Source organism: Candidatus Hydrogenedentota bacterium (assembly GCA_035416745.1).
Classification (GTDB): domain Bacteria; phylum Hydrogenedentota; class Hydrogenedentia; order Hydrogenedentales; family SLHB01; genus UBA2224.
Genome location: DAOLNV010000097.1, coordinates 1 through 17,473, shown reverse-complemented (window position 1 = coordinate 17,473; position 17,473 = coordinate 1). Strand labels below are relative to the sequence as shown.

General features: G+C 62.7%; 11 protein-coding genes. 4 read left to right on the top strand and 7 right to left on the bottom strand.

Annotated elements, in window-relative coordinates; all coding sequences use genetic code 11:
* A partial coding sequence (locus PLJ71_19895; protein HQM50956.1) for an SUMF1/EgtB/PvdO family nonheme iron enzyme occupies nucleotides 1–2,967 on the top strand: 2,967 nt, incomplete at its 5' end.
* A 22-nt stretch (nucleotides 2,968–2,989) separates the two neighbouring features.
* Here the strand turns inward: PLJ71_19895 and PLJ71_19890 are convergent.
* From PLJ71_19890 to PLJ71_19860, 7 genes are all read right to left on the bottom strand, one after another.
* The gene (locus PLJ71_19890; protein HQM50955.1) at nucleotides 2,990–3,982 is read right to left on the bottom strand and encodes a hypothetical protein; all 993 of its coding nucleotides are present in this window, start codon (nucleotides 3,980–3,982) and stop codon (nucleotides 2,990–2,992) included.
* Nucleotides 3,979–4,563 carry a sigma-70 family RNA polymerase sigma factor gene (locus PLJ71_19885; GenBank protein HQM50954.1) on the bottom strand — a complete coding sequence of 195 codons (585 nt, stop codon included), beginning with the start codon at nucleotides 4,561–4,563 and terminating at the stop codon, nucleotides 3,979–3,981. The genes PLJ71_19890 and PLJ71_19885 overlap by 4 nt, the downstream gene beginning before the upstream one ends.
* Nucleotides 4,564–4,779: 216 nt before the next feature.
* A complete protein-coding gene (locus PLJ71_19880; GenBank protein HQM50953.1) occupies nucleotides 4,780–7,623 on the bottom strand; it encodes a hypothetical protein in 2,844 nt (947 codons plus the stop codon).
* A gap of 166 nt (nucleotides 7,624–7,789) precedes the next feature.
* Nucleotides 7,790–9,136, bottom strand: coding sequence for an efflux RND transporter periplasmic adaptor subunit (locus PLJ71_19875; GenBank protein HQM50952.1), 1,347 nt, complete (start codon nucleotides 9,134–9,136; stop codon nucleotides 7,790–7,792).
* Nucleotides 9,137–9,147: 11 nt separating this feature from the next.
* The gene (locus tag PLJ71_19870; GenBank protein ID HQM50951.1) at nucleotides 9,148–11,520 is read right to left on the bottom strand and encodes an FtsX-like permease family protein; all 2,373 of its coding nucleotides are present in this window, start codon (nucleotides 11,518–11,520) and stop codon (nucleotides 9,148–9,150) included.
* 6 nt (nucleotides 11,521–11,526) lie between these two features.
* Nucleotides 11,527–12,249, bottom strand: coding sequence for an ABC transporter ATP-binding protein (locus PLJ71_19865; GenBank protein HQM50950.1), 723 nt, complete (start codon nucleotides 12,247–12,249; stop codon nucleotides 11,527–11,529).
* A gap of 52 nt (nucleotides 12,250–12,301) precedes the next feature.
* Nucleotides 12,302–12,922 (bottom strand): TetR/AcrR family transcriptional regulator, encoded by a 621-nt coding sequence (locus tag PLJ71_19860; GenBank protein HQM50949.1) that lies wholly within the window; start codon nucleotides 12,920–12,922, stop codon nucleotides 12,302–12,304.
* Nucleotides 12,923–13,109: 187 nt separating this feature from the next.
* On the opposite strand from PLJ71_19860, the gene PLJ71_19855 reads away from it, so the two are divergent.
* The 3 genes from PLJ71_19855 to PLJ71_19845 all read left to right on the top strand — a co-directional run bounded on the left by PLJ71_19855 (nucleotide 13,110) and on the right by PLJ71_19845 (nucleotide 17,310).
* Complete coding sequence (locus PLJ71_19855) at nucleotides 13,110–13,883, top strand: sugar phosphate isomerase/epimerase (GenBank protein HQM50948.1); 774 nt, start codon at nucleotides 13,110–13,112, stop codon at nucleotides 13,881–13,883.
* Nucleotides 13,884–13,948: 65 nt separating this feature from the next.
* Nucleotides 13,949–14,695 carry a sugar phosphate isomerase/epimerase gene (locus tag PLJ71_19850; protein HQM50947.1) on the top strand — a complete coding sequence of 249 codons (747 nt, stop codon included), beginning with the start codon at nucleotides 13,949–13,951 and terminating at the stop codon, nucleotides 14,693–14,695.
* A gap of 53 nt (nucleotides 14,696–14,748) precedes the next feature.
* Entirely contained in the window at nucleotides 14,749–17,310 is a 2,562-nt protein-coding gene (locus tag PLJ71_19845) for a CehA/McbA family metallohydrolase (GenBank protein HQM50946.1), read from the top strand.
* Nucleotides 17,311–17,473: the final 163 nt, after the last annotated feature.

Here is a 17,473-nt window from a genome sequence, read left to right as displayed (position 1 = left end):
CTCCGCCGCCGGGCCGGCCAGCTCGGATTGCCGCTCAACTTCAACAGCAATTCAGACCTGCCGCCCACGGGCTACGAAAACACCCTCATTAGCTTGACGCCGCCCGCGCCGGGCGGCGCAATCGAGACCGTGTTCACGCCTGAGGGGGACGCGTTCATCGGCGACCTCGATTTGCACTACGACGCCGAGCGGATGTTGATGTCAACACCGAACAACGAGGGCCGCTGGGGCGTCGCCGAATTGGATTTGACGGCCCGGACGCTCACCCGGCTGCCCCTCATCGACGAGCCGGACGTCCACAACTACGACGCGTGTTACCTGCCTGACGAGCGCATCGTCTTCTGTTCGACCGCGCCGTTTACCGGCGTGCCGTGCGTGGGCGGCCACTCGAAGGTGACTAATCTGTACCTGCGCGGCCACGACGGGCAAATCCGGCGGCTCACCAACGATCAAGACCACAACTGGTGCCCGGCGGTGCTCAACAACGGGCGTATCCTCTACCAGCGATGGGAGTACGCCGACATCGCGCACACGTTCACGCGGATTCTGTTTCATGCCAACCCTGACGGCAGCCAGCAGACGGAGTATTACGGAAGCAACTCGTTCTGGCCCACGGCCATGTTCTTTGCGCGCGCAGTCCCGGACCATCCCACGAAGGTCGTGGCCGTTATCGGCGGCCACCATGACGCGCCGCGGCAAGGGGAGCTCGTCATTCTGGATCCGGCCCTCGGACGCCACGAAGCGGACGGCGCCGTTCAGCGGATTCCCGGCTACGGCAAAAAGGTCGAGCCGGTTATCCTCGACGGCCTGATCGGCTCGAGCTGGCCCCGCTTTCTGCACCCGTATCCGCTCAGCGAAAAGTACTTCATTGTCTCCTGTAAACCGTCAACGACGGGCCTCTGGGGCATATATCTCGCCGACATCTTCGACAACTTCGTCCTGCTCCACGAGGAAGCCGGCTGGGCCATGCTCGAACCAGTCCCCTGGCGCAAGACGCGGCGGCCACCCGTCGTACCCGATGTGGCCGATCCCGCCAAGACAACCGCCACCGTTCTGCTGGCGGATGTCTACAGGGGTCCCGGGCTTGAAGGCGTGCCGCGGGGCACGGTCAAGGCGTTGCGGGTAGCCAGCTACGATTTCACATTTCACGGGTTCGGCGGCGAACCCGACCGCGTCGGCCTCGACGGCCCGTGGGACATACGGCGCATCCTGGGCGTCGTGCCGGTTGAAGCCGACGGTTCGGCCTGCTTCGAGGCGCCCGCCTGTACCCCGATATGCGTGCAGCCGCTGGATACCGAAGGCAAGGCCCTGGCCCTCATGCGAAGCTGGTTCACCGCCGCGCCCGGCGAAGTGTTGTCGTGCGTGGGGTGCCATGAGAAGCAAAACATGACCGTGCCCGCGGACTCGATGCCGCTGGCCGCGCGCCGCGCGCCCTCGTCCATCGCGCCGTGGTACGGGCCCCCGCGGAACTTCTCCTTCGAGCGTGAGGTTCAACCCGTCCTCGATGCATTCTGCGTGAGTTGCCACAACGGCCAAGCCGGTTCAGCCTTCGATCTCACCGCAAGGCCCGTTGAGAAGGTCCCGTCGGATTTCCAGATGCACTTTTCGCCGTCGTACATGCAGCTTCGCCGGTGGGTGCATACACCGACCCTCGAGAGCGACGCCCACATGCTTCCGCCGCGCGAATTCCATGCCGACACCAGCAGGCTGGTTCAGATCCTGCGTGACGACCATTACGGTGTGCGCTTGAGCCCCGAAGCCTGGGACCGGCTGCTCACCTGGATCGACCTCAATGCACCGTTCCACGGAACCTGGAAGGAACTTGTCGCATACGACCCCGCCAAACAGGCAGCTGCCTTACAGGGCGCCGAGCGCAGACGCGAACTTCACCGGCGCTACGCGGGCATCGACGAAGATCCTGAGGCAATCTGTCCGGCGGCGACTCTTCAAGGGCCCAAGACGCCTCCCGCGTTTCCCGAACAACCCCTGTTTGCCGGCACGGGCGGGCCCGCAACGCCCGGCGGCGCCCAGGTCCAGCCCGCGGACGCCGAACGCGCTGTCGTGACGGTCAACATCGGTGACGGCGTCGCGATTGAACTTGTCCGTATCGAGCCAGGACAGTTTACCATGGGGTCGGACGAGGGCTATCCCAACGAACGCCCCGCACACTCCGAAACAATTGAAAACGCGTTTCTGATAGGGCGGTTCGAGGTAACAAACCGGCAATACGCCTGTTTCGACCCCGCCCACGACAGCGGCCTCGAGACCGGCGAGGCCTACCAGTTCGGCGACGACGAACGCGGGTTCCGCCTCAACCGCCCCGAACAGCCCGCCGTCCGCGTCTCCTGGGAACGCGCCATGGCTTTCTGCGAGTGGCTCTCGGCAACAACCGGCCGGCGGTTCGGCTTGCCCACCGAAGCGCAATGGGAATACGCCTGCCGCGCCGGAACCAACACGCCCTTGTGGTACGGCGGGCTCGACGACGATTTCGGCCGCGCCGCCAACCTCTCTGATGCCACCCATTACACCGTGTATTATCCCCACTCCCCCCGCGCCGTGCCTCCCTGGCGTCCCGCTGACACGCGGTTCAACGACGGATGGCGCGTCTCCGCACGCGTGGGCGCCTTCGCGCCCAATCCCTGGGGACTCTTCGACATGCACGGCAACGCCGCGGAATGGACTTTCTCAGACTACCAGCCCTATCCCAATGGGACGCCGGAAGCAGCCCCGCCGGACAGCACAGCCGATCAAATGGCGAAGGAATCGGCCCGGGCGGGCGTGCCGCGTGGGGACGAGACGAGTGTGTCCCGGGCCCCATCCTCTGACGAAGCGCGAAAAGTGGTCCGCGGCGGCTCGTGGATGGACCGTCCGCGGCGTGCGCGAGGCTCGTTTCGCCTGCACTACGCGGCTTCTCAAGCTGTCCACGACGTGGGCTTCCGCGTGGTGTGTGCCATTGACAATCCGTAGCGCGATTGCCGGTCGCGCACGGTCAGCGGGCGGGTTCGATGCCGAGGATTCTATCGGTTTCGTCGGTCACGGGGAAGGCCTCTCCGTACCGCACGAATTGAACATGTCCGTCCATGTACAAGACGTTTCTGCCGCGGGGACGGCTCGGATATGTCTCGAACATGACCGGGATTTCGGACTGGGCGCCTGCGGACGCCGCCGGATTGTTGAGGTCGGTGATGAAGAACCGCTCGATGCCCTCGCGCAGCCGGTAAATCCGGGTATCTGCCTCGAAACTCTGGGCCAGTTGCATGCGCCCCGCGAAGGACTGTGGCCGGGCCTCTTTCAATCGCGCTAGTTCCTCGGTGTTCGTGGCGGCCCACCCGATGTAGGTGTAGCTCTCGGCGGCAAGACGGTTGACAGCCGCCCAGTCGATCGGCGCCGCGTTCATGGCCGCATCCATTTCCTCGCGCAGCTGGGCGGCGCGGGGATGTTGGGGGGCAATAAGGATCTGCGGGTCGGTGAGGTACTGCGGGTAGAGAACGCTCACGTCGATTCCCCAGACGCCTTCCTGCGGGGCGAGCGGCGGAAAGAACTCCCCTTTGCTCTCGTTGGCATACATCTTCATGATCAGGCCTATCTGTTTCAGATTGTTGGCCGACGATGCGAGCCGTGAGGCCTCCCGAGGCCGCTCAAGAACGTGCAGGAATACGACGGAAACGGTCAGAACTATCGCCAGCACCGCTACACTCTGCAGGAGGCGGCGCCGCCACATCGGACCCTTGAGACGCTTCTTCGCTTCCCGGTCGTGAATCTCGCCCATCACCTGCGCTGCGAGGTCGTGGCCGGGCTGGACCTCCTGCAGCGCGCCCAGCTTCGCCAGAGCGGCCCGTTCGGCCTCCAACTGCGTACGGAGGTCTTCGGAACCGGCAAGACGCGACTCGAGTTCGGCGCGCTCCGTCTCCGGAAGGGTATCGAGCAGATAGGCGCGAAGCTGTCCACGGATGCCCCTGTTTTCGCGCATGGAATCGCTCATGACAGTTCCTCCAGCGCGTCCATTAACGCGTTCACCGCCGTGTTCATGCGTGATTTCACGGTGCCCACGGGGATTCCCAGGCTTTGCGAAATCTCCTCGTAGCTCATGCCCTCGTAGCGGGCCATGAGGAACACGGACCGGTGCTTGATGGATAGCGACTGAACCGCCGCTGCCAACCGTCCTGCCAGTTCGGCCTCCGCGGCCTTCTCCGCTGGATTGGGAGCGCCGGACGCATACCGTTCGCCAGGTGGCGCGTCGCCGGGACCCAGGCCGGTGTCCAACGAGAATGCCCGGCGCAGTTTCCGGCGGCGCAGAGCATCGCGGCAGGTGTTGGTGGCGATGCGGTAGAGCCAGCCGCGAAAGCTTCCTTCGGGCCGAAACCGCTCGAGATGGCTGTAAACCTTCATGAACGTGTCCTGGAACAGGTCCTCCGCGTCCGATGCGTTGCCGATCATCCGGCGGATGTAGTTGAACAACGGCTGCTGGTATCGTTTGACGAGCATCTCGAACGCACGGGTATCCCCGTCGCGCGCACGCTCAGCCAGCGTTTCATCGGTCGGTTGTTCGTGTGTTTCGTTCATTCCCTACTACGCATGGGGTTGCATGAGGTTCACAAGCCCCCGGCGGCACATCCACCACGAACATCGGCCTGATTCTACGAGGTTGCCTCGTTGCGAGACAACATCGGCGGGCGGAACTTCCGGGAAAGACCGCTGCAAGAGCGAGCCGGAACCGTTCCTGAGCCCCCACAGCGCCGTGGCCGCGGCCGGTGGCGATCCTTTGCTGTTTACGACCCGTCAGATGGGCTCGCCAAGCGTAATAAGCGTTACCCGGGCGCGGGGATTCGGCGCGGCCGGTCCCTCGCACCCGAAGCTGACCTGGTTTGCGCCGGCTGCCAGCACCGGGATTGTCCCTGCCGGCGTCACATCCGCGAGGAACTCGCCATTCGGGCCGTACAGCTTGCAGTCGTTCATCCCGTGGAATTCGAGATAGGCCCCCGTTGGTATTTCGGCCGGAAACGTGATCGTATTGCCCCCAACCGTAACCGACGGATTCTTGAGCGTGATGTTGACGAGTGGCAACGCCTTGATCGGGCTGAGATAGCACGTGACCGGTTTCCCCACAGGCAAATTGTTATACCACAGCGACAGCGACTCGATGCTGGCATAACTGACGTCTTCGCGGTAGATGCCGTACGCGCCGCCATAGGGCCATCCCCAGTCGTCGATAGTGCCGCCTTCGGGCTCGATCAGCTCGAAATACCGCCAGCCGGTGAAGTCCACCCGCACGTAATGGTCGCCGATTCCGCCGGTGATATGAAAGGGGCTTTTCATCTGGATGTTCAGCAATTGACCCTGGCCGTCTCCATGAACCCACACGCCCAAACCTTGCTGCTGGGCGATGTTGAGCACGGGCGACCAGGTCTTCCCGTACTTGAGCCACGAGCCGTTTGGCGCCGCGAGGGAGCTCGTCGCCGTGAACACGCCGCTGGCCTCGCTGGCCTTCACTTGTTCGGTTGTGCGCCCAAGCGTTCCTTCGACGCCCTGCTTTGCCTGGAAATCCGTAAATGTCTCAGACGGGCTCGCGAAATCCTCGAGCACAACGGCCTCGGGCGCGTCGTAGGGCGCGGCCGACATCAGCGCCTCGATACGCAACGCAAGCGGCTGCTCCCCGAAGGGATTTGTGCTGGTCCACACGTTCGTGATGCCCTGGGTATCGCAGACTTTGTGTTTCGCGTAGTTCACGTGCTGGAAATAGGGTTTGCCTTCGGCGTTCTCGCGCAGGGTGAACTCCGCCCCGGGCTGTTTGAGCTGGTCTTTCACCTCTTGCGGGAAATATCCCGCGTGGCGCAGGCCCTCGTAGCGTTGGAAAATGGGCGCGAGCCGCTGATACGCGGGGATCGTGTCTATGTTGCCGGGATTTACCCCCATCAGACTGAGCCCCGCATCCGTGCCGATGCATTTGGCCAACAGGTACTCGATGTCGTCGGGAAAGGTCGGTTCGCTTTGGGGGCCCGCCCAGACTTTCACCGCCCACCAGCCGAGGTTCATGGGAAGGAACGTCTTTCCGCCCGAAAGGTTGCCCGCGGCGTGGATGTCGATGAACTCCTTGTGCGACCGGTTCGGATGGTCCCACGCGCCCATGCGCGCGCGAATATACCAGAGGTGATGATGAAACGTGCTCATCTCGAACAAGGCGGGCTTGTTGAGGCGGTTTGCGATCTCGAACGCGAACTTCGAACCGTAGTGCCAGGCGTTCTCGCGCCCCGCCAGCACGTCTTCCCCATCCAGCGCATCCAGGTAGATCATGTCGAACCCGCACTCGTTAAACGTGTCCGCCGTGTGGCCGGCCACTTCCGCGAGCAGCGTCGAATCGGGGTCCGGCGCGAACAGCCCGAAGCACTCGAGCAGATGGTGCACCTTGGCGCCCTTGTCGTGTGCGGCCGCCGCTGTTCCATAAGCCCCGCGCGTGCATTGCGTGAACGCATAGGGCGGCTCTTTCGACACGCCCGCGTACACAATCAACTCATTGCCGACCTGAATGGTCACGCTGTTGCGCACGATAAACCCTGTCGTGGTAGACATCTCTTCGGTCGATTCTTCGACCGGCACCGACACCGCATCCGCCGCCAACGCTTCGGAGAGGGTAAACGTCGCGTCTTTCCCCAGCCGCGGATCGGGAACCGGGGTGACATACGGCGCGTCCTTGGCAATGAAGAACGCGTACGTGTGCAGTCCCGCAGCGATGCCTCCCGCATGCAGCTTGTCGATGACCGCTTTCACGCTCGCGCGGCCGTTCGGGAACAGGGCGGGATTGGGCCGGCAATCGCCGAACCGCAGAGAGCCGCCGGTATGAAAGTCCACCTGGTTCAGGCCGAGCCGTTTGACCACGGCGACCCACTCGTCCACCGTTCCCTCGGTACACTGCCCGAAGTCGAACAGGTACGACCCGCGGTTGATCTCGCCATCAAGCGCCCACGGCCCGCCAATGTCAGAGCGTGGAATATCTTTCGCCGCGCTCACGACCGTCTTCATCACGTCGCGCAATTGGGCTTGAGAACAACCGATAACCGCGATTTGGGCGCCCTCGATGCCGAACCGTGGATAGCACATCGCTCGAAGAAGGTTGTTGGGCCCCGGAATCTCGGGCACATTGGTCTGAAGGTTCAGCGCCAGCACACAGCAGGCAAAAGGCTCCGTCAATGAGCCCTCCAGCGCAAGCGGCACGTTGAGAAACGTAAGCTGCTCGACGCCTTCGCCCTTTAACGAAGCCACTTCCATGAGCATGTGGCGCGCGTGCATCGCAACGCGCACCCCCGCTTCCACACCGCTGTCTCCGAAGCCAAGCGTGAGCATCCCGTCACCGAAAACGGCGCGGGAAACTTCCACCGCGGCTCCCGCGATCTGCACGTTGGCGGCACGGCGGGGCTCGGCGTCTTTCAAGTAGTTTGTCCCCGACGCCTTGTCGATAAACGCCAGATTACGGCCGTCCGAGGCGATCTCGTACCGGAAACTCTCGTTCTCGAACACGATCGCCGCGGCGGATTCGGGCGTTGCCTGTGCGTACGCGCCAACACCCGAACCCCAGATTGCCGCAACCGCAAACAACGTCTTCAACACGGACTGCTTCGCCTGCATCATGTGCTTTCTCCCCTGTGACATTACGACCCGCTGCGAGAGGTGCATCATACACCCGGGGAATGCGAAGTTCGAGTGATCGGCCCGGCGCGGCCGCGGAAACGGCACGGCCCAGAGACCATGCCACAGCGGGACAGATGCCGGTCGCGGATGTCCCGGCCGCCCCTTTCTATCCCCCGCTTCCGTTCAACGGCATGGGGGCGATGCGGACGCCGTCTTCGAGTTCGTTCTTGCGCTCGGTGATGATGATGTCGCCGGGTTCCACGCCTTCCGTGATTTCAGCCCATTCGTCGTTCTTGAGGCCGATGGTCACCGGAACCAGTCTGGCTTTGCCGCCGTTTACCTTGAAGACCGCCCAGCCGCCGTCACGCTTGAAGGTGGCGCGTTCGGGCACGGCGGTCACGCCTTCGTGGAGTTCCGTGATCACGCGTATATCGACACTGGTTCCGGGACGCAGGTGCGCTTCGCCGTTGTCAAACCCAATCAGGATCTTTACGCGCTGCTGTTCGATGCCGAGAGCAGAAATCTTCTTGAATCCCGAGGGATAGATGCGGGTGACCTTTCCCATTATCGTCCGCCCGCCCAGTGCTTTTCCGCCGATCTCGACCGGATCCCCGACCGAGATGCGCGTCACTTCCTCGGACAAGATGTCGCTCTCGATCTCGATGGTGGCCAAATCGCCGAGCCGCACCAAGGGGCTGCCCGCCGGGAGCACCCGCGTATCCTCGATGTACTTCTCGAGGAGGACGCTGCCAACTGGCGCCTTGATCTCGGTCTTGCCGAGATCATCGCGCAGAATGCTCAGTTCCGAATCGAGACGCTGAATCTCCGCTTGATACACCTCGCGCATGTATTCGTTGTCGTCAATCGAACCGGCCAGCTCGCGCTGGGAAAGTTCAGCCCGTTCGAGATTCTTCTGCGCGACGCGCTCCGCGAGTTTCATGCGCTCGAAGTCCTCCTTCAACGTTCTGTACTTGCGCTCGGCCTCGTCGTAGTCCGCCTCGCTGGCCACGCCCTGTTTGTACAACGCGCTGATGCGGTTGTAATTCTGTTCAGCCGTGGCCAGATTGATCTGGGCAGCCTCGAGTTCCTTTCGCGCTATCGCCGCGGCGTCCCGGCCTTCCGCTACTCTCACCTCGGCCGATTTCAATTGTTCGTCCTTCGGTTTAGACACGTCGACGCCCGTGATCCGGGCCCGGGCCTGTTCGACAAGCGCTTCGGTTGCTTCAATCTGGCGTTCGAGGTCGTACGGGTCAACCCGGGCCAGCACATCCCCCTCCTTGATTTCGTCGCCTACGTCCAGCGCAATGCGTTCGACCGTGCCCGAGACGGGCATATCGATGACGTATTCGTCGTGGAGGCGCGTCTTGGCATCCTCGGCCACGTACTCGCTGACGTCGCGCCGCACCGCGCCGGTCACTGCAACCGGCAATACCGGACCGCGTAACGACAAGTATCCTGCAATAGCCGCCACAACGGCCACCACGGCTCCGATGATGAGGCGCTTGCGGTTCAAGACTCCTCCTCCTATTCCCGGGACTTAAGGACTTCAACCATGTCAAGCCGCAGGACCCGCCGCCGCGCCGCAAGATTGGCCAGGCTCACGAATACGACCGTCATCGCGCAGGTCCATACAAAAGTGGAAGGCTCGATGTAAAATGGCAAACGGTACAGCTCCGTGTCATACGCGTAAACAAGCAGCCGGCACAGCGCCATCCCGAACGGCAGGCCGAGAATCAATCCCACGGCCGACAACATGAAATTCTCCTTGTACACGATGGCGCCGACCTCCCCGGTCGAGAATCCCATTACCCGCAGCGAGGCGAGTTCCCGTTTGCGTTCCTCGAGGGACACTATCGTCGCGTTGTAAATGATTGCAAAGGCTATGATCCCCGAGAATATCAGCAGGACGGTGTTGCTGATCGCCATCGAATCCCGCAGTTCCCGCGTGATGTTGGCGAGCATGTCTTCCTTCAACTCGACGGCCGCGATCCCCCGAATGTCCTTGAGGGCCTTTGATAAGTTATGCGCTTCGCCCTCGTGTGTCTTCAGCAGGGCGGTATTCAAGGCGAACGATTCGTCCAGCAAGCGGCTCAACGCGTTGATGTTCATGTACGCCGAGGTTCCCAGATACTGGGACACCACCTGCCGCACGGTCACCTCGCGTTCGTCCTCGATCAACCCGCGCAACGGCTCGAGTACCAGCACGTCGCCCGGGCCCGCATTCAACTCTTCGGCTAGCCGCTCGGACAGCACGAGCCCGCTCGAACCCACGCTGACCGGCCGCCCCTCGAGATCCAGGAGCCGGTGCAATTGCGAACCTTCGGGTATCCCGAGCACGGCGAGTTCTTTCTCGCGCCACGCCGTCTTGATGCGGAACGGGTATTGCAGCATGGGCTCGGCGGCCCGGACCTCGCCGTAGCGCATCAGGTCGCGGAGAGCGTCCTCATCCATTTCCTTCTGGAGGGAGACGCGGACGTCCTCGCGCTGGGTTTCGGTGAACTGGAAGTTGATCATGAATTCCATTGCATCCATGGTAAAGAATCCGACCACCATGATCCCGGCGGAAACCATGACTCCGAAGATCGAGATCCCGGCCCGCACGCGATAGCGCGACACGTTGCGCACGATCATCTTCCACGTGAACGACAGCCGTTTCCAGACCGCCTGGATCCGTTCGAAGACTGTCCGGCCGCCGTACTTGGGCGGCTCGATGCGCATGGCCTGGGCGGGCTGTATACGGGCCGCCTGGCGCGCCGCCGAAAGGGCGCCGGCAAGCGCAAAAGCGAGGCTGATACCCAGCGAGCGTGCCAGAATGTCGGGGTACGCGCGCGCCCGAAACAGGGGAAACGTGTAGAACCGCACGTACATCTTGACCATTGCGTTGGCAAGCCACTGCCCCGCGAAGGCGCCCCCGAGACAGCCGAACAGGGCCAGGAGCACCGCAAACTTGATGTAGTAGCCCGACACGTCCCACGTCGAGTAACCATACGCTTTCAGGAGGCCGATCTCGGTGCGCTCGTTGCGCACCATACGGTTCAGCAGGACCAGCAGGATCAGCGACGCAATACCCAAGAAGATGGCGGGCGTGATCTTGGCCGACACCGCGAGGCCCGCTATCTCGTCCGCAAGGAACCGGGCCGATATCTGGTCGTTGCGTTCGAGTTTAGCGTAGACGCCATAGGGGTCGAGCACATCCTCTGCCTGGTCGAGCAGCGTCTTGAGCGGGAGCGTCCCGTCCACTGTCCCCACGATCTCGTTGCAGGCTTCGTTCATGGCGAACGCGCTTTCCGCAAAGCTCTGCGACACCCACAGGATGCCGAACTTTTCGGGGCTCGGCACGAGGTCCTGGCCGTTGCGGATCATGATCACGTACTCGGGCGACAACGCCATGCCGACGATGCGCAGGGTATGCTTGCGATCCTCAATGGTGGCCTTGACGGAATCGCCCAGCGCGAGGTCGTTGGCTTTCGCGAAGTTCTCGCTCAGGATCACCTCGTTCATCGCGCTCTTATCAAAATAGCGGCCCGACACCAGCGCGATGTCGTTGAGCACCGGCCCCGGGCTGTCCGGCATCGAGACGATCCGGCCCGCGCGAGGCTCTTCTTGTCCGGGGACGTCGAGGCCGACGTCTTTGACGATGCGGCCGCGGGCTTCATGGACGCTTTCGAGGGCCTTGATCTTGAAGACGGCCGTCATCGGCGCCTGTTCGAACATGATGAAGAAATCGGCTAGCCGGTATTCTTCGTAGTATGTATCGCGGGTAAGCTCAAGGTTGCGGTGGGCCGAGGCGAGGCTGATATACGTGGCCGTGCCGCAGGTGATCACAGCCGTGATCGCCAGGGCCTGTCCCCAGTTGATGCGCAGGTAACGAAACAGTTTCTTGTGCAGGATGTTCACTCTGCGTCACCACTCGAGTTGGCTGGGCTCGAGCCGTTCTGCGTTCTCGATGATCTCGCGCACGTGACCGTCCATCATGCGGACAACCCGGTGCGCCATTTTCCCGATCGCCGCGTTGTGCGTAATGACGATCACGGTCGTGCCGGTCTCGTCGTTGATGTGCTGGAGCATCTCGAGCACCACCTTGCCGGTTTGGAAATCCAGCGCTCCGGTCGGCTCGTCGCACAGCAGAATCTCCGGCTGCTTGGCTACCGCGCGCGCAATCGCCACGCGCTGTTGTTCGCCGCCCGACAACTGCGAGGGAAAGTGGTCCCGGCGGTCGTCCAGACCCACCAGGCGCAACGCCTCCCGCGGAACCATGGGGTTCGCGGAGATCTCGGTGGCCATCTCGATGTTTTCCAGGGCCGTCAGATTGGGCATCAGATTATAGAACTGGAACACAAAGCCGATGTGCCGGCGCCGGTACCGTGTAAGTTCCGGCTCGGAGTACCCGGTGAGCTCCTCGTCCTTGAAAAACACCCGCCCAGCCGTGGGGCTGTCGATGCCGCCGATGATGTTGAGCAACGTGCTCTTGCCCGAGCCGCTGGGTCCCAGGATCACCAGAAACTCGCCCGCCGAAACCTCGAGTGAGACGTCCCGCAAGGCGCGAACCGTTACCTCGCCCATCGGGTAGTCTTTCTTGAGGTTCTCGACCCGGAAAATCGTGCCGTTTCCCGATTCTGCCGCCATGGACCCCTCGCTCGAGCCAAGCCTTCTCGTTTATTACGCCCGAAACCGCTGTCTATTCATCCTGTTTCCGGAGGTCTTTGAGCACCTGATCCACGTAGAAATCGACCTGGTCCATCAAGTCGAAATAGTTGCGGCTCAAGTAGTAGTGCATGCCGATCCCGTCGAAGTACGCCAACAGGTTGATGGCGATCTGCTCGGCGTTCTCGAGCACTTCCTCCCGAAAATGCCCCTGCACCACGCCGTCGCGCAGAATCCCCACGATCGTTTCCCGGTACCGGCGAGTCATCTCCTCCACCACCGGGAACCGCCGGAAAAACGTCTGGTCCGTAACCATAAGCTGCACTAAACCCACGAAGATACGCAACGACCGGGGGTCTTTGAGAAACAGCTCCATTCCGCTCCGAGCGAAGGCCCGAAGCCGTTCTTCCGGATTTGCCGCCGGTTCGCCGCGGGGCAGTTCAAGAGCCATCGACTCGGCCCAAGCGACCAGGGACGCAAACACCAGCTCGTCTTTAGACGCGAAATACTCGTAAACCGTGCCCTTGCCAATGCCCGCCGCCTTCGCCACCCGGCTGATGGACGCCTCCGCGAACCCGTTGTCCGCCAGCACCGCGAGGGCAGCCTCGGCAATCTCGCGCCGGCGCTGTCCTTTGTTAACGATCTTGGGCGACATAACCGCTCCGGTTTATTTTGACCGACCGTTCAGTCAATTATAAGACCGGTGCTAAACACTCGTCAATACGCGCGATGCCGGGAACCCCAAGAGTCTCTTCTGCACATTTTCCGGGCGCTTTGGTTTGACTTGTTCCGGCGGACCGTGGAAAATGCTTTCATTCCACCAATTTCCAAGGAGTGCCGATATGAGAAAGCCCAACATCGCGATCATCCTGTACACCGTGCGTGAGCCTGCGAAAAAAGATCTCGTGGGGACCTTGTCGCGGCTGCGCGACATCGGCTGGGAGTATGTACAGTGGAGCGGCATGCCGCCGGTGTCCGCCGAGGAAGCCCGTGCGGCTCTCGACAAAGCGGGCCTGCGCGCCGTGGCCGGCCATATCGACGCCGCTGCCTTCGAGACGGATTTCGAGGGACAGGTCAGCTTCTGGAAGACGCTCGGCACTACCGATATCGCCCCCGGCGGCATGATGTCCGACTGCAAAGATACCCTCGAGGCATGGCTGAACGGATGCAAACGGCTGGACACTCTCGGGGCCAAACTGCGCAAAGAAGGCATTCGCCTCTCGTACCACAACCACGCGTTTGAGTTCGAGAAGTTCGAGGGGGACCCGCGCTGCAAGCTCGACATCCTCTATGAGGAGACCAGCCCGGAAAACCTCTGCGCCGAGCTCGATCTGGGGTGGGTCTATGCGGGCGGTGCGGACCCGTCTGCCTACCTGAGGAAATACGCGGGCCGCTGCCCGGTCATCCACTGCAAGGACCTCACAAGACTCGAGGACCAGAAACGCCCCCATTTCGTGCCCCTTGGCCAAGGCGTGCTCGATTGGGATTCCGCCATCCCCGCAGGGAAGAAATCGGGAGTCGAATGGTTCGTCTACGAGCAGGATAGTTGCGATATCGACGTGTTCAAATGCTGCCGGATCAGCTATGAGTTTCTCAAAGGGCGCGTTCTGGGCTGATCGAGCGGACATCATGGAGCAGGCTGGAGCCCTGCACGAACAGTGCACAGAAAGGACCGGTAACCATGGCGATACCTTACGCATTGCAGCTTTACACCGTGCGGGACCATCTCGACAAGGATTTTCTCAAGACGCTCAAGCAAGTGAAGGCCATTGGCTATGATTTCGTGGAAACGGCCGGGTTCGGCGCGAACACCGCCGCCGAAGCGCGCGCGCTCATGAAATCCGCCGGATTGACCCCCGTTTCGGCCCACGTGGGCTACCAGGACGCGGTCGACCATCCCGAGACCGTCATCGAGACCGCCAGAGCGCTCGGGGTGTCGTATGTCGCCACGGGCATCTTCTTCGCGGGCGGCGGCACGCGCCAGGATTGGATTGGCGCCGGCAAAGCCCTGGATGCGAGCGGCGCGAAACTCCGCGAGGCGGGGCTCCAGCTCTGCTACCACAACCATGCCCACGAATTCATCCGGCTCGACGGCGAATACGCGTATGACCTGATGATGGCGGCCGCCGACCCCGCGAATCTCCAGGCACAGATCGATACATACTGGGTGACCGATGCCGGTCTCGTTCCGGTGTCCGTTATCAACCAGTATGCGGGCCGCTGCCCTCTCCTGCACATCAAGGATATGACCGCCGGCACGCCCCACACCTTCGCGGAAGTCGGCCGGGGCATCATCGACTGGCCGCCTGTCTTCGAGGCAGGCAGGGCGGCGGGCGCAAAATGGTTCATCGTCGAGCAGGACACCTGCTCCGGTGATTCCCTCGACAGCGCGAAAATCAGCGCCGGCTACATGCGGCAAGCTTCGTGACATTCCATCAGCAATAGGACCCGCGGCCGCAAGACCGCTGCGGAGGATGTGTCATGGCAGGTGTGCACGATGGACCCTCGTCACCGTTGTTTCGGCCGGTGAGGTTGCGCGGCAACGTAACGTGGGCAGCCCTGGGCGCGACGAAGGGCGGCGAGTCTTTCCGGGAGCGCGTGGAGCACGCGCCCCGGGGCAAGTGCACGAGCTGGGGCGTTCCCTTTGAAATAGACCGCCCCGTGCTGTTGGGGAAAGATTCGTATACGGCCGCGCTCGAGCCGTTTCGCGCCCGCTGGCTCATCTTCATGCACACCACTGATGCCAGCCCCCTCAAACCGAACCAGGACGGGTTCGTGTCCCCCGCCAAGGGCTATACCCACCTGCGCGAACACGTGGCGGACTACGTGATGGTCTACAAAGACGGAACCGAGGTCCGCTGCCCGATCCGGCGCCAGCACGAGATTGGGGCGTTCGAGCGGGGATGGGGACAGGCCTGTTTCGAAGCCGTAGGCCATCGCAAACCACACAGCATCCCGCCCGGACACGAGCAGCCGGGACTGATCCAGAGCTGGGGCCGGAGCCAGACGCGCGTCGACAATCCCGACATGCTGTCGTGGACGAACTGGCTCTGGGCCTGGCAGAACCCCCACCCCGAAAAAGCCATCACGGCGCTCCGGTTCGAGCCGCGAAGGGGTCCCATTGTCATCTCCGCCATCTCGGCGGGGGACGTCGCATCAATGCCGTTCCGGTGGGAGCGGCGGCAGAAGGCGGTGCTCGAGGCGCCAAAGGATACGGTCTTCGACGCAACGCTTGATGAAAAGGGCCTCCTGAGGCACATCCAACTCGATCTCGGACAGATCATCTCGGTTACGCCCCGCCCCCTCTACCCCAACAAGGAATGGGCGAAGACATACAATAACCAGCTCCCGAAGGTCTCGGAGCATGAATGGCTCGTCGAATACACCGCCCATCCCGAAGCGTGTTTTCATTTGCGGGACGGCTCGCGGATACCGGTCGAGAAGCTTGTGAAACAGGGCCTTGGCAACAGCCTGACGCCAATCGCGCCTTCGCACCAGCGCGTGCGGTTGCGCGTGCTCGATAGAACCAGCAAACAGCCCCTCCCCGTGAAGCTGCACGTCCACGGTGAAGCGGGCGAGTACCTTGCCCCGGTGGACCGCCACCGCGTCCCGAATCCGGCATGGTACGAGGATTCCGCGCCCGAATTCCTGAACCAGGGCATTCACTGGTGCACGTACATCGACGGCGACGCCACCATCGATTTGCCCTTGGGCAACGTGTACACCGAGGTCTCGAAAGGGTTCGAGATCAGACCGGTGCGAAAAGTCCATCGCGTGACCGAACGTACACGCGACATCACCATTCTCATCGAGCAGACCCTCCCGTGGCGCGAAAAGGGATGGGTGACCGCAGACACACACGTGCACTTTCTGTCGCCGCCTACGGCGCGTCTCGAGGGCGCGGCCGAAGGCGTGAATGTCGTGAACCTCCTCGCGAGCCAGTGGGGGGAACTCATGACCAACGCGGGGGATTTCGACGGCCATACCATTTTCGGTTCGCGCGAGGCCGGCGGCGACGGCGAGTACCTGGTGCGCGTCGGGTCGGAGAACCGTCAACACATTCTCGGGCACATTTCGCTTCTCGGATACCAAGGCCGCCTCATCGCCCCCATGACCTGCGGCGGCCCCGATGAGTCCGCCCTCGGAGATCCCGTCGACATGCTGCTCCTCGAGTGGGCGCGCCAGTGCCATGCCCAGGGCGGCCTCGTCGTGCTTCCCCATTTCCCCAATCCCCGCGCCGAACATGCAGCAGCGCTTATCGAAGGCGAGATCGATGCCGTGGAAATGACCTCGTGGAGCAACCTGTACGGCGGCATCGATCCCTACTCGCTGTCGGACTGGTACCGCTACCTCAACTGCGGCTATTTCGTGCCCGCCGTGGCCGGCACCGACAAGATGCAAGCCACAACGCCTGTCGGCGCCGTGCGTACCTACGCGAAACTCCCCCCGGACACGCCTTTCACCTACGACGCCTGGATGCAGGCGGTCCGTTCGGGCCACACCTTCGTAACCTACGGCCCGCTGCTCGAATTCAGCGTGGAGGGGAAATCCGCGGGCGAATGGCTTCGCCTCCCCGCTACGGGCGGCACGCTCTCGGTCGAGTGGGAAACCGCAAGCCTCACGACCCCGGTCTCACGCGTCGAGCTTGTGGTAAATGGCGACATTCGCGAGAGCAAGACGGTTTCCCGGAGCGGGGCGTCAGGGCACTGGCCGTTGGCCGTCGACCGCAGCGCGTGGCTCGCCGTCCTCGTCCGGGGCAAGTACCCCGGCAAGCCGGAGTTCATCGCGGCCCATTCTTCCCCCGTCATGGCGCAGGTAGCCGGAACCGAGTTCTTCGCCGCCGCTGACGCAGTGACGATTCTCGAGCAGGTGGAGGGCGCCCTCGCCTACCTCGACACGCTGGCAACACGCCCCGCCGACAAGGTTTTCAAGCGCATGCGCATGGCCCTGGTAAGCGCCCACAGAAGGCTGCACAACCGGATGCATCAAATGGGTTTCACCCACGCCCACACACCGGCAACGGACCATCCCGAGCACCACTGAACGGACGGCTCCACGCGCCGCCCGCGATGATGGCTTTCGCTTGCCCACCCGGCGATTGTCTTGGCATGAGGGCCTTGTCTCCTTGCGCGACCGACGCCCCCGCCTGGGAGCGCAGGCGTCTCGCCTGCATCTTCCATATTGGAGACCTTCGGTCCCAGAAGTG

What these genes read in the sequence shown, in the direction of transcription:
- PLJ71_19860 (HQM50949.1), bottom strand. Translation starts at nt 12,922, where the DNA reads ATGTCGCCCAAGATCGTTAACAAAGGACAGCGCCGGCGCGAGATTGCC.
- PLJ71_19890 (HQM50955.1), bottom strand. Translation starts at nt 3,982, where the DNA reads ATGAGCGATTCCATGCGCGAAAACAGGGGCATCCGTGGACAGCTTCGC.
- PLJ71_19880 (HQM50953.1), bottom strand. Translation starts at nt 7,623, where the DNA reads ATGATGCAGGCGAAGCAGTCCGTGTTGAAGACGTTGTTTGCGGTTGCG.
- PLJ71_19865 (HQM50950.1), bottom strand. Translation starts at nt 12,249, where the DNA reads ATGGCGGCAGAATCGGGAAACGGCACGATTTTCCGGGTCGAGAACCTC.
- PLJ71_19885 (HQM50954.1), bottom strand. Translation starts at nt 4,563, where the DNA reads ATGAACGAAACACACGAACAACCGACCGATGAAACGCTGGCTGAGCGT.
- PLJ71_19845 (HQM50946.1), top strand. Translation starts at nt 14,749, where the DNA reads ATGGCAGGTGTGCACGATGGACCCTCGTCACCGTTGTTTCGGCCGGTG.
- PLJ71_19850 (HQM50947.1), top strand. Translation starts at nt 13,949, where the DNA reads ATGGCGATACCTTACGCATTGCAGCTTTACACCGTGCGGGACCATCTC.
- PLJ71_19855 (HQM50948.1), top strand. Translation starts at nt 13,110, where the DNA reads ATGAGAAAGCCCAACATCGCGATCATCCTGTACACCGTGCGTGAGCCT.